At 68.7% G+C, this 13,581-nt stretch carries 11 protein-coding genes; 5 read left to right on the plus strand and 6 right to left on the minus strand.

Annotation, left to right across the window (positions count from 1 at the left end; translation table 11 throughout):
* Window positions 1-21 precede the first annotated feature (21 nt).
* The 4 genes from CLV67_RS03710 (at window position 22) to CLV67_RS03725 (ending at window position 4,187) form a co-directional block, all read left to right on the plus strand.
* Window positions 22-627 carry a GNAT family N-acetyltransferase gene (locus tag CLV67_RS03710; protein WP_106315649.1) on the plus strand — a complete coding sequence of 202 codons (606 nt, stop codon included), beginning with the start codon at window positions 22-24 and terminating at the stop codon, window positions 625-627.
* 25 nt (window positions 628-652) lie between these two features.
* Window positions 653-1,741, plus strand: coding sequence for a DNA glycosylase AlkZ-like family protein (locus tag CLV67_RS03715; RefSeq protein ID WP_106315650.1), 1,089 nt, complete (start codon window positions 653-655; stop codon window positions 1,739-1,741).
* Window positions 1,738-2,406, plus strand: coding sequence for an aspartate/glutamate racemase family protein (locus tag CLV67_RS03720; protein WP_106315651.1), 669 nt, complete (start codon window positions 1,738-1,740; stop codon window positions 2,404-2,406). Before CLV67_RS03715 ends, CLV67_RS03720 begins: the two co-directional genes overlap by 4 nt.
* 140 nt (window positions 2,407-2,546) lie before the next feature.
* Window positions 2,547-4,187, plus strand: coding sequence for a rhamnogalacturonan lyase B N-terminal domain-containing protein (locus CLV67_RS03725; RefSeq protein WP_106315652.1), 1,641 nt, complete (start codon window positions 2,547-2,549; stop codon window positions 4,185-4,187).
* Between the two features lie 123 nt (window positions 4,188-4,310).
* Here the strand turns inward: CLV67_RS03725 and CLV67_RS03730 are convergent, their stop codons facing one another.
* From CLV67_RS03730 to CLV67_RS03750, 5 genes are all read right to left on the minus strand, one after another.
* Entirely contained in the window at window positions 4,311-4,613 is a 303-nt protein-coding gene (locus CLV67_RS03730) for a hypothetical protein (protein ID WP_106315653.1), read from the minus strand.
* A gap of 53 nt (window positions 4,614-4,666) precedes the next feature.
* Window positions 4,667-4,882 (minus strand): DUF397 domain-containing protein, encoded by a 216-nt coding sequence (locus CLV67_RS03735; protein WP_106315654.1) that lies wholly within the window; start codon window positions 4,880-4,882, stop codon window positions 4,667-4,669.
* A 119-nt stretch (window positions 4,883-5,001) separates the two neighbouring features.
* A complete protein-coding gene (locus CLV67_RS03740; RefSeq protein ID WP_106315655.1) occupies window positions 5,002-6,999 on the minus strand; it encodes a WD40 repeat domain-containing protein in 1,998 nt (665 codons plus the stop codon).
* A gap of 15 nt (window positions 7,000-7,014) precedes the next feature.
* The gene (locus CLV67_RS03745) at window positions 7,015-8,970 is read right to left on the minus strand and encodes a hypothetical protein (RefSeq protein WP_106315656.1); all 1,956 of its coding nucleotides are present in this window, start codon (window positions 8,968-8,970) and stop codon (window positions 7,015-7,017) included.
* A 209-nt stretch (window positions 8,971-9,179) separates the two neighbouring features.
* Entirely contained in the window at window positions 9,180-11,249 is a 2,070-nt protein-coding gene (locus CLV67_RS03750; protein ID WP_106315657.1) for an NHL repeat-containing protein, read from the minus strand.
* Window positions 11,250-11,442: 193 nt separating this feature from the next.
* On the opposite strand from CLV67_RS03750, the gene CLV67_RS03755 reads away from it, so the two are divergent.
* The gene (locus CLV67_RS03755; RefSeq protein ID WP_106315658.1) at window positions 11,443-12,936 is read left to right on the plus strand and encodes an MFS transporter; all 1,494 of its coding nucleotides are present in this window, start codon (window positions 11,443-11,445) and stop codon (window positions 12,934-12,936) included.
* A 22-nt stretch (window positions 12,937-12,958) separates the two neighbouring features.
* Here CLV67_RS03755 and CLV67_RS03760 read toward each other — a convergent pair whose 3' ends face one another.
* Window positions 12,959-13,555 carry a response regulator transcription factor gene (locus CLV67_RS03760; RefSeq protein ID WP_239166652.1) on the minus strand — a complete coding sequence of 199 codons (597 nt, stop codon included), beginning with the start codon at window positions 13,553-13,555 and terminating at the stop codon, window positions 12,959-12,961.
* Between the last annotated feature and the right edge of the window lie 26 nt (window positions 13,556-13,581).

Here is a 13,581-nt window from a genome sequence, read left to right on the forward strand (position 1 = left end):
CTTACCGGCACGATTGGACAGGTGACCGTCAGCCCGCTGCCCTACCCGCTGAGGCTGGCGGGCACCGGCGTCGTGCTGCGGGAATGGCGTGGGGAAGATCTCGACGATCTGGTCGCGCTGCTCGACGAGCCGGACATCGCCCGCTGGACGCTGATGCCCTCCCCGTTCGACGTCGAGGCCGGGCTCGCCTATCTGCGGCGGGCGCATCAGGGCCGCATCGGCGGCAGCCGCATCCAGCTGGCGATCACCGCCGACGGTGGCCGGCCGCTCGGTGAGGTGCTGCTCTTCAACGTCAGCTCCGAGCTGCACGAGGCCGAACTGGGTTATCTGGTCGGCCGGCCCTTTCGGCGCCGCGGTCTCGCGACGGCGGCGCTGTCGCTGCTCACCGGCTACGCCTTCGACACCCTGCGACTGCGGCGACTGCTTCTGCGGATCGACCGGGGCAACTCGGCGAGCACCTCGGTGGCCCGGCGATGCGGTTACCGTCCGGCGGCCGAGCCGCCCATTCAGCAGGACGGGCCGTACGGGCCGGCCACGCTGGACACCTGGGAGTACGTGGAGAGCCGCTCCGACCCGCAGGATGATCGCCGCAAAAACGTCGCCGCCCGGCGGTACGGTCGGCGATAGTGCGCTGAGCACGGAGGGAGTGCCGATGATCGACGTGGATCGTGCGCGCGTGATGGCGTACCGGATCGCCGCCCAGGGCCTGGCCGATCGCACCGGCGACCGGCCCGCCGACCTGCCCCTGCTCGATCTCGGCGTGCAGGAGTACACCCCCGACTCGACACGGGTCGCGCTCGCCGCCCGTACCACCGCTGAGCCGGATGACGAGCGGCTGATCACCGTGTGGGCCGCCCGCGGCGCGCCGCACCTGCATCGCCGCGCCGACCTCGCGGATCTCACCGGGCAGCTGTGGCCGGTGAGCGACGACGACGCCGCGGCGCGGGTCAGGAGCGGGCAGATCCCCGACGCCGCGCGGCTCGGGGTCCGGGCTTTCACCGCGACCGCCGAGGCGTTCCGCGAGGTTCTCACCGGGCCGATGCCGCGCGGCGAGGCGAGCACACAGGTCAGCCGGCGGGTGCCGGCCGAGCTGACGTACGACTGCAGGTCCTGCGCGGCCCGCCACGTCGCCGGGAACGTGTGGCAGCACGCCGGTCTGGCAGGCGGCGTCGAGGTGCTGTCCCGCGGGAAGGACGCGGCGCTCGGCCCGCTGCCGGATCCACCGCCGATCCCGGCCGTCAACCGCGGCGTCGACCGGTTGATCGCGACCTACCTGCGGTTTCTCGGTCCGGCCGGACCGGCGGAGGTGGCGAAATACCTGGGCAGCACGACCACGGTGATCAAGTCGGTGTGGCCGCCCGCCGGTCTGGCCGAGGTCCGGGTGGACGGGCGCCGGGCCTGGCTGCCCGAGGCGTCGGTCGACCTGCTGACGTCCGCTCCGGCTCCGCGCGGTGTGCGCTGGCTGCCGCCGATGGATCCGCTGCTGCAGGCCCGTGACCGTGACCTGCTGGTGCCTGGCCGGGAGCGGCAGAAGGAGGTGTGGCGGATCCTCGGCAACCCGGGTGTCCTGCTGGTCGACGGCGAGATTGCCGGGGTGTGGCGGGCGAAGATGGCCGGGCGTAAACGGGTCGACCTCACGGTGACCGCGTTCGAGAAGACGGCCGTGGACCGGGTCGAGCAGGAGGCCGCTCACGTGGCCCGGGCCCGGGGTGTTCCGGAGGCGAGGGTGATCCACGAGTGACCGTGATCGGGTTCCTGCACACGGCCGAGGTGCACGTCGCGACGTTCCGGGAGCTGTTCGCCGAGCTGGCCCCGCCCGGCCTGGACGATCTCCATCTGGTGGACGAGAGCCTGCTCGCCGATGCTCGCCGGACCGGCTCGGCTCCGGGTCTCGCGGGGCGGCTGAAGGAGCTGGTCGCCGCCGGGGCGGACCTGATCGTCTGTACCTGCTCGACGATCGGGGCCGACGCCGAGGCGATGTCCGGCGAGGTGGCGGTGCTGCGTCTCGATCGTCCGATGGCCGAGGCAGCGGTCGCGGCGGGCGACCGGATCGCCGTGGTCGCGACCGTCGAGTCCACGATGGAGCCGACGCTGGCTCTGCTGAGGGAGACGGCCGGGCGGCCGGTCACGCTGATCCCGTCGCCCTGTTACACCGCCTGGCGGCACTTCGAGGCCGGTGACCTGGGCGCCTATGACGAGGAGATCGCGGCACACGTCCGGGCGGTCGCCGCGGACGCTGACGTCTTCGTGCTGGCGCAGGCCAGCATGGCGGGGGCGGCCGCGCTGCTGCCGGGCCTGACGGTGCTGTCCAGCCCGCGGGCCGCGGTGGCCGAGGCGGTAAAGAGGGGCGGTAAAGAGGGGCCGCGGCATGGCCACCGCAGCCCCTCTTCTTTACCCCCCGAATAAGGTCAGGCACTGACCGTAGGAGCGCTCCCAAATCAAGTCAAGCCTGGTCACACGGTTGAAAATTTCTTGAAGTCGCGAGCAACCTTCTCGCGACCCGCGACCACCTATGCGATGTCTCCCCGACTTGTATAGGTGGTCGCATGTCCATCCCGTCACACCGCCGCCCCGCTTCCCGCAAGCGCCGCAGGGCACTGGCGGCCGGTCTCGCCTCGGCGGCGGTGCTGGGCGGCGCGGGTCTGCTCGGCTTCGGTCAGCCGTGGGCGAACGCGGCCGCGAACGTCAGCTTCGACACCGGCACCGGGCTGGCATTCACGATCAACGGCACCAACGGCGACATGACCTCGCTGAAGCACAACGGCACCGAGCTGGCCGCGTCCGGTCAGGCCGCCGGGCAGTTCCAGTCCGGCTGGTCGTCGGCGACCGTGACCGGCAAGACCTTCAACAGCGGCAGCTCGATCCTGGTGAGCGTGGCGAACACGTCGATCGGCGTGACCCAGTACTACTTCGCCCGCAAGAACGACAACACCGTCTACATGGCGACCGGCATCACCAAGGCGCTGAACCCCGGTGAGGCCCGCTTCATCTCCCGGCTCAAGCCGTCGGTGCTGACGACCTCACCGGCCGCGGCCAGGACCGGCGGCTTCAGCACGACGGTCGAGGGCTCGGACGTCTTCGCGAACTCCGCGGGTCGGACCGCGTCGAAGTTCTACAGTTCGCAACGGCTCATCGCGCAGCAGCCTTTCGGCGCCAGCGGCAACGGCCACGGCGCGTTCATCCTGCCCGCGTACACCGACATGTCCTCAGGTGGCCCGTTCTTCCGGGACATCGAGGTCAACGACACGGGCAGCGCGGTCAACATCACGCACTACATGTTCAGCGGGCACCAGCAGACGGAGGCGCTGCGGCTGGGGCTGCACGGTCCGTACGCGCTGGCCCTCACCGACGGCGGGGCACCGGCCGCCCGCAGCATGGACTTCCTGGCGTCGTTCATCCCCGGGATGCTCTCCAACGCGCAGCGCGGCGGGGTCAGCGGCACCGCGGCGGGCACCTGGAACGGCCTCAAGGCGACGGTCGCCCTGGCCGGCCCGAACGGTCAGTACTGGGGCCCGGTGAAGGGCGGCAAGTTCGTGATCGGCCACATCAGGCCCGGCACCTACTCGGCCACCCTCTACGCCGGTGAGCTGGCCGTCGGCGCCACCAGGTCGATCACCGTGACGGCCGGCGCGACGACCACGCTGGCGATGACCGGCAACGTCCCAGCCGCCGGCACCCTGTTCCAGCTCGGCACGTTCGACGGCACACCGGCCGGCTTCCTGAACGCCGACAGGATCGAGACGATGCACCCGTCGGACAGCCGGATGTCGGCATGGAAGTCGGGCTCCTACAGCGTCGCGAACGGTGCCGCGACGTTCCCGATGGCCGAATTCAAGTCGGTCAACTCGCCGGCCGCGCTGACCTTCGACCTGGCCTCGGTCCCGGCGAACGGCGTCAGGCTGCGCATCGCCACCACGTCGAACTTCGCCGGTGGCCGCCCGGCCGTCGCGATCGGGAGCTACACCTCACCGGCATCGGCGTCGCCCACACCGGCGAACCTGAACTCGCGCGGCGTCACCCGCGGCACCTGGCGCGGCAACAACACCACGTACACCTTCACGATCCCGGCAAGCGCCTTGAAGACTGGCAGCAATGCCCTGTCGATCTCCGTGGTGAGCGGCAGCAGCGGCGAGACGTTCCTCAGCCCCAACTTCGTCTTCGACGCCCTGGCCCTCGACCCGGTCTGATCGGCTCCGGATCTTCCGTGCCGTCCCGCCAGGCAGCACGGGGGAATCCGGTCCAATGGAAGGCGGGCCGGTCACCATGACCGGCCCGCCTTTCTCAACCCCGATGTCGTACGCCCGGAGCACTCACTTGGTGTAGGTGAAGTACGTCCGAGCGCCGTAGGTGCGGGCGTTCACGTTGTCGCCGCTCCCGCTCCAGATGTACTCGGAACGGACCCTCCACTTCGTGCCCGCCTTGTAGGTGCCGGTGAACCGCACGGTCGACGATCCGGTGCTGTCGATGACCGGCGTTCCGATCACAGGCGGCTCGATGCCGGTGTCCCACTCCTCCCTGCGGGTGACCTCCAGCGTGTGGCCGATCGGCAGGCTGTTCGCGGTTCCGGAGAGGGTCACCGGACGGCCGTTGACGACCGAGGCGGGCGCGGTCACGGATGCTATCGACCAGCTCGGGTCGGCATCGTCGCTAGGTCTCGGATCGACGCCTAGAGATCGAACTCGCCGTCGTTCACACCGCCGGTGAAGGCGTCCCACTCGGCCCGGGTGAAGAACAGGATCGTGTCCGGGTCGTTCGAGTTGCGCATGGCGACACCGCCGTCGGGCAGCCGGGCGATCTCCACGTACTCGCCACCCGGTTCACCCGACCGCATCCACTCGGCGGCCCCGGCGTCGAACGTGTCGGCGTAGGTCTTCTCGCTCATGTTCCCCAATAAACCGCAGCCCCCCCGGGTTCGGGGAGGCCACATCCAGGTGACGACACGGTCGAGCACATCGGGGGTACGGCCCTCCGGCCGTACCCCCGATGCTGTGGCCTGGTCTTTTACCGGCTGATGTAGAGGTACTGGTACGGCGTGTATGTCGTGTAGTTGACGTTGTCGCCGGAGGTGCCGTAGCGGTAGGCGGCCCGGACCCGGAACTTGTAGCCGGCCCAGCCCCGGGTGTCCATCCGGATGACGCTGCGCCCGTACCGGTCCTGGCCGACATAGCCGTCGCCCCAGGACCGCCACTTGCCCTGGTAGTAGATGTCGACCCGCACGTACGCGGCGCGGTTCGGGTACTTCGGCAGCGTCACCGTGAAGACCGGGTACGTCTTCTTCTTGTAGTGCCGGTAGGTGGTCTTGCCGATCTTGGCGGTCTTGTAGTGCTTGGTCAGCTTCAGACTGGCCGGGACCTTGGTGTACACGGTCGCGGTGACCGTGCGCGGCGACATCCGGCTGTCACCGGTGAAGACCGCCTGGACCGCGGTGTTCCGGTACACCTTCACCGACGTGTACAGATACCCCTTGCCGTCGACCGTGGCCTTCTTCAGCAGCCGCCGGCCCTGGTCGCCGCCCCACGGGTCGGCGTAGACCTCCACCACCCGGTTCTTGTAGGTGACACCCAGGTAGGCCGAGAAGTAGGCGGTGGCGCCGTAGTTGTAGACCCGGCCGTTGTTGTTCAGGCCCAGCGACGGGGTGGACCGGGCGACGTCGACCGCGTGTGTGGCGCTGACCGCCGATCGGGTCTCGTCACCGGCGTAGGCGACCCGATAGGTGACCCGTCCGCCGGACTGCGGGGTGTCGGTGAACGAGAAGTTGCCCGACGCGTCGGTCGTACGGCCGGCGAGCGTGACACCGGCCGGGGACTCGGCGTCGGTCCGGGTGACGGTCACCGGCGTACCGGCCGGCAGGGTGAGCGACGACTTGAGGTTGCCGCTCACGGTGAGCGCCTTGGCCCGGGCCGAGGACTGCGGGCCGGTCAGGGTCAGCGTGGGCTGCGACTTCCGCGGCTCGTCGAAGACCCGCAGGCTGTAGACGCCCTTGGTGTTGACGGAGATCGCGAAGAGCCGGCCACCGCCGGACTCCCAGGCCAGCGAGTTCTCGGCGATCGAATCGCCACCGCTGATCCAGTCGTCGGTGTCGCCCAGCTCGATTTCCCGGACCGTGGTGCTCGACCCGTTGGGGAAGACGAAGATGTCCGGGTCGTAGGTGCCGCCGGTGCCGGCAGCCACCGTGCCGTCCGCCGCGATGTCGACCGCGGTGGTGCCTCCCTCGATCGGCAGGACCCGCGTCATGTCCAGATCGGAGGTTCGCCGGATCCTGACCTGGTTCTCGCCCCAGACCGTGGTGGCCATGAACTCGCCGTCCGGCGACAGCGCGACGTCCTGCTTCTCGGAGCTGCTGCTGTTGCCGCCGGTCACGGCCACCTGCTTCAGCGTGCCGTCCGAGATTTCGAAGACCGCGTCCTGCTGCACGCCGGCGGCGACGATACGCGTGGTGTCGGTGGCGGCGGACGCGAGACGAGGCGCCTTGTCGTACCACGGGTCGTCCCACTTGTCGTCGCCCTGCTTGAGGGCGACCACCGGGGCGTCACCGGCCAGGTCGAGCGAGCCGATGTTCTCCTTGCCGGAGCCCCAGGGGTCAGCCGGCCGCTCGCTGTAGCTGAACCAGATCTTGCCGCCACCCGTGGTCAGGTAGTACGGCTTGATCTTCTCGCCGACCGGGTACTCGGCGACGAGGTCCAGGGTCTCGGCGTCCAGTGCCACGATCTTGAACTGGTCCGGGACCGCCGCGTACAGGCGGGCCGCGTCGCGGGTCAGGATGAGGTCGGAGACACCCGGCAGCGCGTAGGTGTCGGCCACGTCGCCGTCGTAGCCGAGGGCCACGACACCGGTCGTCCTGTCGCTGAGGAACAGCCGCTCACGGGTGCCGTCGGCGATCAGGTTGTCGGCCGCTTTGATGGGCAGGATCCTGGTCGAGTCGGCCGACGCCGGAGAGGCGGCGAGCACGACAGAGCCCAGGACCGCGGCCGCCGAGACGGCCGCGATCGTCTTTCGCATGTGGACTGTCCCCCGTTACTTGCTGATGTAGAAGTACTGGTAAGGCGTGTAGGTGGTGTAGTTGACGCTGTCGCCGGAGCCGCCCTTGCGGTACGCGCCACGCACCCGGAACTTGTAGCCGGCCACGCCGGAGCTCTCCATGGCGATGAAGGACCGGCCGTACCGGTCCTGGCCGACGTAGGCGTCACCGAAGGCGCGCCACTTGCCCTTGTAGTGGATGTCGACGCGCAGGTAGGCGGCCCGGTACGGGTACTTCGGGATGGTCACGGTGAAGAGCGGGTCGACCTTCTTCTTGTAGTACCGGTAGGTCGTACCGCTGATCTTGCCGGTCTTGTAGTGCTTGCCGAGCTTCAGCGAGACCTTCGTCTTCGCGTAGACCGTGGACGTCACGACCCGGTTCGAGTACTGGCCGTCGCCGGTGAACACGGCCTGGACCGACGTGTTGCGGTACAGCTTCAGGGACGTGTAGACGTAGCCCTTGCTGTTGACCGTGGCCTTCTTCAGCAGCCGCCGGGGCTGGTCGCCGCCGTACGGGTCGGCCCAGACCTCGACGGTCCGGTTCTTGTACGTCTTACCGAGGTACGCGGAGAAGTAGGCGGTCGCGCCGTAGTTGTAGACCTTGCCGTTGTTGTTCAGCCCCAGCGACGTGGCGTTCCGGGAGACCTCGACGACCTTGGTGGTGGACGCCGGGTAGTGGGTGGCGTCCCCGGCATAGCTGACCCGGTAGGTCACCCGGCCGCCGACGGTCGGGGTGTCGGTGAAGGTGAAGCCACCGGTCGCGTTGATCGTCCGGGTGCCGAGCGAGCGGCCCGTCGGCGACTCGATGTCGGTCCGGGTGACGGTGACCGGGGTGCCGGCCGGCAGTGCCACCGACGCCTTCAGCGTGCCGCTGATGGTCAGCGCCTTCGCCCGCGGCGCCGAGGCCGGGCCGGTCAGGGTCAGCGTGGGCCGGTTGCTCCGCGGCTCGGTGTAGACCCGCAGCGAGTACTGGTACTCCGAGTTCACCGAGATCGCGAAGAGCCGGTTCCCGCCCGGTTCCCAGGCCAGTGCCTGGGCGTCCATGCCGTCGCCGCCGCTGTTGTAGCCGGTGTTCGGGAAGTCGTACTCCCGGATCTTCTCGTTCGTCCCCGGCGAGAAGGTCGCGAGGTCAGGACCATAAGCGCTGTCCGATCCGGCGGCAACGGTCCCGTCCTCGGCGATGTCGACCGCCTCGGCGTAGTGGTCCACGCCCAGGGTCCGCACCACGGTCTGGTCGGAGACCTGCCGGACAGTCAGGATCGCGCGGGTGTCGACGGTCACGTACCTCTCGCCGTCGGCGGTGATCGCCACGTCGTACGGGGCGTCGTCGTCCTGCTCGTACCGGGACAGCGGGACCGGGGTGCCGTCGCTGATGTCGAACGAGGCGTACTGGCCGCGGGCGGTGGCGACCAGGCGGCCGTTGGTGGAGGCCGCCAGCCGCGGCGCCCGGAACAGCCAGTCACCAGCCTCGGTCGCGAGCGTGGCCGTCGGCGTCTCACCGGACAGGTCGAGCGAGCCGATCTCACCGGTCCAGCCGTCGGTGTGTCCGAACCAGACCTTCTGGCCGACCACCGCGAGATAGTACGGCGCGATGGTCTCGCCGAGCTTGTACTCCTCCATGAGCTCGAGCGTGACCGGGTTCAGTGCCACGATCTTGTTGGAGACCGGGACCGCCGCGTAGAGCGCCGACGAGTCCGGGGCCAGCGCGATGTCGGTGAGGGCGGGCAGGGAGTATTTGCCGAGCAGGGCACCGTCGTAGCCGATGGCCACGATCTCCCCGCTCTTCTGGTCGTAGAAGAAGAGCCGCTTGTTCACGCCGTCGGCGACCAGGTCGGTCGCCGACTTGACGGACAGCGTCGCGGCCGAGTCGGCGCGAGCCGGCGAGGCGCCGGACACGAGCACGACCGAGCCGAGCATCGCGGCCGCGGTGGCGGCCGCAATTCTGGTGCGCATGGAGTCTTTCCCCCGTTGAGTGCGATCACTCGGTGACGCATGGAGATGCTTCACATCGACTTGGGCAGATGGCTGCTCGGGCAGCTTAAGGGAAAAGTAAGGAAGGTTGATCAACCGAAAGGATGAGTCGCACCCGGAACGTCGCAACGGAATCGGCACGACGCGAAAGGGCCGGCCCACAGTGGAGCCGGCCCTCGTCGTAGTGGGGGTTACTTGGTGAACGTCCAGTACCTCCACGCCCCGTAGGTCGTGTAGTTGAAGTTGTCGCGGCCGTACGCCCCCGGGATGTACTCCGACCGGACCCGGAATCGCTGACCGGCCTTGAAGGTGCCCTCGAAGATCAGCTCCGACTTGCCGTTGACCAGCTCGAAGTAGCCCGAGGAGTAGTTACGCCACTTGCCGCCCGAGTACTTCTGGATGACCGTGCGCTCGATCCGCCGCGGATAGTGGGTCATCGTGTGGGTGAACTCGGGGTCCCGCTTGGTCCGGTAGACGTAGTAGCTCGTCGAGCCGATCTTCTTCGTCTTGTAGTGCTTGAACATCCGGGTGCTTACGTTGACCTTGGTGTACGCCGTCGCGGTCACCGTGCGCGGGGCGTACTGGGCGTCGCCCTTGAAGACCACGGCCAGCTTCGTGTTGTAGGTCAGCCGGTAGGAGACCGACAGCTTGCCGGCGCTGTTGACCGTGCCCTTCTTGATCAGCGAGTTCCCCTGCCAGGGACTGGCCGGATCGGCGAAGATCTCGACGACGCGGTTCTTGTACGTCTTGCCCAGCGTCACCGTGAAGGTGACCGTCGACCCGTACGCGTTGACGCTGTTGCCCTTGTCGATCACCAGGCCGGGGGTGGCCCGGGAGACCTCGAGGAACGTCCAGTTCACCAGGGCCGGGTACTGCACGGATCCGGCGTAGCGGACGCCGTACGTGACCGTGCCGCCGGCCGTCGGCACGTCGGTGAAACTCCAGGAACCGTTCTCACCGGTCTTTGCCGTGCCCACGACCTTGTCCCGGGCGTCCATGTCGGATCGCTCGATGACGACCTCGGTCCCCACGGGTGTCGACGGGGGCAGGGTGAGCGACCCGGTCAGCGTGAGCGGCTTCCCTCGGGTGGCGGTGGCCGGAGCCGAGATGAGCAGCGACGGCTCGCTCGGCTGGGTGGTGGTGGGGTTGCCCGGTGTCGGACTCGCGGGCGACGGGCTGGTCGTCGACGGAGTCGGGTCCGGCTCGACCGCATCCGGGTCGTTCAGCGTGTAGAGCCAGAACGTGTCGCCGTCGCCATCGCCGATCACGAAGAGCCGCGAGCCGCCGGGTTCCCAGGCCAGGCTGCGGCCGATCGCCTCGGGCCGGTTGTAGCTGCCCGAGACCGCCGGCAGCTTGAAGGTGAGTTCCGGCGTAGCCGCACCGGGCTGGAAGACCTGCACGTCAGCGAAGCCGTTGAAGGAAGTGCCACGGATGGCGAGCGCGACCCTGCCGTCCGAGGCCACCTCGACCCCACCGAAGTTGTCCAGGTTCGTGTAGGCCTCCTCCTTGGCCCCGTCGGCGAGCGCGATGCGGTTGGAGCCGTTGTAACCCACCTGGATGAGGTGGCCGCCGTTGCCGGAGATGGCGACGTCCGACGTGAAGGTGCCGAACACCCTGGTCTCGAGCTTGAGATCGGCGGCACCCGACGAGACGTCGTAGACGACGCTCTCACCGCTGGTCGTGTCGGTGTCGGTCAGGACGATGAGGCCGGGAGCGCCGGCGCCGGTGGAGATGGCCGGGATCGCGTAGAGGTCGACGCCGTCGGCGGACGCGTCGTGGACCGCGATCTCGGAGGTGGCCAGATCCACCGAGCCGATGGTGCCGGTCCGGCTGTTCTGGGTGGAGAACCAGAGCTTGCCGTTGATCGGACCGACGACGTCCGAGACGAACCCATTCTCGCCGACCGGATAGGAGGCCGACTCGGTGAGCGTTTCGGTGGTCAGCGCGACGACCTTGCGGGCTCCGCTCACCGCGGCGTAGAGCGTGCTCGAGTCGGCGGAGAGCTGAAGCCCTCGGACGCCGGTGAGCCCGGTCACCTCTACGGTCTCGTGACCCTGGTAGTTCATCGCGACGATCTTCCCGGCGGCGGGGTCGCTGACGAACACACGCTTGTGCACCGCGTCGACGGCGATGTCGCCGAACGACTTGATCGGCAGCTTCTCGTCGGTGTCGGCAGAGGCCGTGCCGACGGACAGTCCGAAGCCCATGGCGGAGGCACCGGCCAGGACGGTGGCCGCCAGCGCGACCCGGGATATACGCATGTCGTCCCCGTATTGATCAAGGCGGAGAAGTCCGCCAACGGATCGTAGAGACAAGATCAACGCATGGACATCCACCGAAAGTACGGGTCCGTAGCGACGCGACGTGAAGCTTCGGTGACGCTGAATGTTCACGGGTAGAGCTGTGAGATTCCTGGGTATGCGTGAACCACATCACGCATATGGAGGTGCGTCCATGGTGCAAGCCGCCCCGGCCTCCGGTTCGGAGAACTCGGGAACCATCCGCAGTCTCATACCGGCTCGTATCGACCGGCTCAGGTGGTCACCGTTCCACACCCGCATCGTCATGGCCCTCGGAACCGCCTGGGTTCTCGACGGGCTCGAGATCACCGTGGCCAGCGCGGTCGGCCCGGTACTGGCCGAGCAGGAGACGCTCGCGCTGAGTTCCACGCAGGTCGGCCTGATCGCGACCGTCTATCTGCTCGGTGAGGTGTTCGGAGCGCTGTTCTTCGGCCGGCTGTCCGACGCGCTCGGCCGCCGGAACCTGTTCATCGTCACCCTGGCCGTCTATCTCGGCGGCAACGCGCTTACCGCCCTGACCTGGGGTAACGGTCCGGCCGCACTGGTCTTCCTGTATCTCACGAGGTTCATCGCGGGAGCCGGTATCGGTGGCGAGTATGCCGCGATCAACTCGGCGATCGACGAGATGATGCCGGCGCGATATCGCGGACGTGTGGACATCGGGGTGAACGGCACCTACTGGGGTGGCGCCATCATCGGCACGCTCGGGACATACGTCTTGCTCAACAACGTCGAGCTGAACTGGGCCTGGCGGATCGCGTTCCTGCTCGGCCCGATCATCGGTCTGGCGATCTGGGGTCTGCGGCGGCACCTGCCGGAGAGCCCGCGCTGGCTGGTCATGCACGGCCGGGAGGCGGAGGCCGAGGAGAACATCGCCCGGATCGAGCGGGCCGCCGAAGCCTCCGGTCAGACGCTCGAGCCGCTGGACGAGTCGAAGGCGATCGAGATCCGGCCCACGAAGCCGCACGGTTACCTGTCGCTGCTGAAGGTGCTGTTCCGGCTCTACCCGGCCCGGTCGACGCTGGGCGCGACCCTCATGATCACGCAGTCGTTCCTGTACAACGCGATCTTCTTCACCTACACGCTGGTGCTCACCAAGTTCTTCGGCGTGGACGAGAAGGCCGCGCCGCTGTACCTGGTGGCGTTCGCGGTCGGCAACCTGATCGGCCCGCTCACCATCGGCCGCCTCTTCGACACCGTCGGACGCCGGAGGATGATCTCCGGCACCTATCTGCTCTCCGGTGCCCTGCTGGCGATCACCGCGGTGCTCTTCCATCAGGGTGTGCTCAACGCGATCACCCAGACGATCGCATGGAGCGTGATCTTCTTCTTCGCGTCGGCGGGGGCCAGCTCGGCGTACCTGACCGTCAGCGAGATCTTCCCGCTGGAGATCCGGGCCCAGGCGATCGCGGTGTTCTTCGCGATCGCCCAGTGCTTCGGCGCGATCGGGCCGGTCTTCTACGGCTGGCTCATCGGCGAGGGCGAGGACCCGGGCAAGCTGTTCATCGGCTTCCTGATCGGCGCCGCCGTGATGGCGGTCGGTGGCATCGTCGAGTGGTTCCTCGGCATCGACGCCGAGGGCAAGTCCCTGGAGGACGTGGCCACGCCGCTGTCCGCGGTGACGAGCCGGCCGCGCGCCACCGGCTGAGTGCGCCGGCGGCGCCGGCCTCTCAGACGAGGCCGGCGCTGCCGGCCACCGCTGCGGCCTCGGTACGGCTGGAGACGTGCAGCTTGCGCAGCAGTGCGGCGGTCAGGCGCTTGACCGTACGGTCGGAGACGTGCAGCAGACCGGCGATCTCGCTGGTCGACGAACCGGTCGCGATCAGGCGCAGCAGCCGCCGATCGTTGTCGTCGAGCACCGACGCCGGGGTCTGTGCGATCTGCGGGCCGGGCCGTTCCACCAGCGAGGCGAGCAGCGGAACGGGCACCACGGCCCAGCCCTCCAGGGCGGCGACGAGCGGCGGAACCACCTCGTCGCCGCGTGGGAGCACGCCGGACGCTCCCGCGCGCAGCGCTTCCAGCACGGCCGCCGGATCGCCGTCGGCCAGGGCCAGGACCCGTGCGTGTGGCGCCACGGCGCGGGCCGTCGTGACCGCGGCGACGCCGGCTGGGTGTACCAGGTCGACGAGAACCACATCCGGATCGGATCCACGCAGCAGCTCCGCGACGTCCGAGCCGTCACCCGTGCCGGCGACGGCGGCGTGGCCACCGGTCGCCTCGGGAATGCTCCGCTCCAGGCCACGCACCAGAGGCGCGTGGCCGGACACTACGACGATTTTGATCCCGTTGCGCA

Origin of the sequence: Actinoplanes italicus (genome assembly GCF_003001815.1) — a bacterium.
Lineage (GTDB): Bacteria > Actinomycetota > Actinomycetes > Mycobacteriales > Micromonosporaceae > Actinoplanes > Actinoplanes italicus.

Bases quoted from the DNA above. Each gene is read 5' to 3' on its own strand.
- CLV67_RS03715 (WP_106315650.1), top strand. From the start codon at position 653: ATGATCGACGTGGATCGTGCGCGCGTGATGGCGTACCGGATCGCCGCC.
- CLV67_RS03725 (WP_106315652.1), top strand. From the start codon at position 2,547: ATGTCCATCCCGTCACACCGCCGCCCCGCTTCCCGCAAGCGCCGCAGG.
- CLV67_RS03735 (WP_106315654.1), bottom strand. From the start codon at position 4,882: ATGAGCGAGAAGACCTACGCCGACACGTTCGACGCCGGGGCCGCCGAG.
- CLV67_RS03740 (WP_106315655.1), bottom strand. From the start codon at position 6,999: ATGCGAAAGACGATCGCGGCCGTCTCGGCGGCCGCGGTCCTGGGCTCT.
- CLV67_RS03745 (WP_106315656.1), bottom strand. From the start codon at position 8,970: ATGCGCACCAGAATTGCGGCCGCCACCGCGGCCGCGATGCTCGGCTCG.
- CLV67_RS03750 (WP_106315657.1), bottom strand. From the start codon at position 11,249: ATGCGTATATCCCGGGTCGCGCTGGCGGCCACCGTCCTGGCCGGTGCC.
- CLV67_RS03755 (WP_106315658.1), top strand. From the start codon at position 11,443: ATGGTGCAAGCCGCCCCGGCCTCCGGTTCGGAGAACTCGGGAACCATC.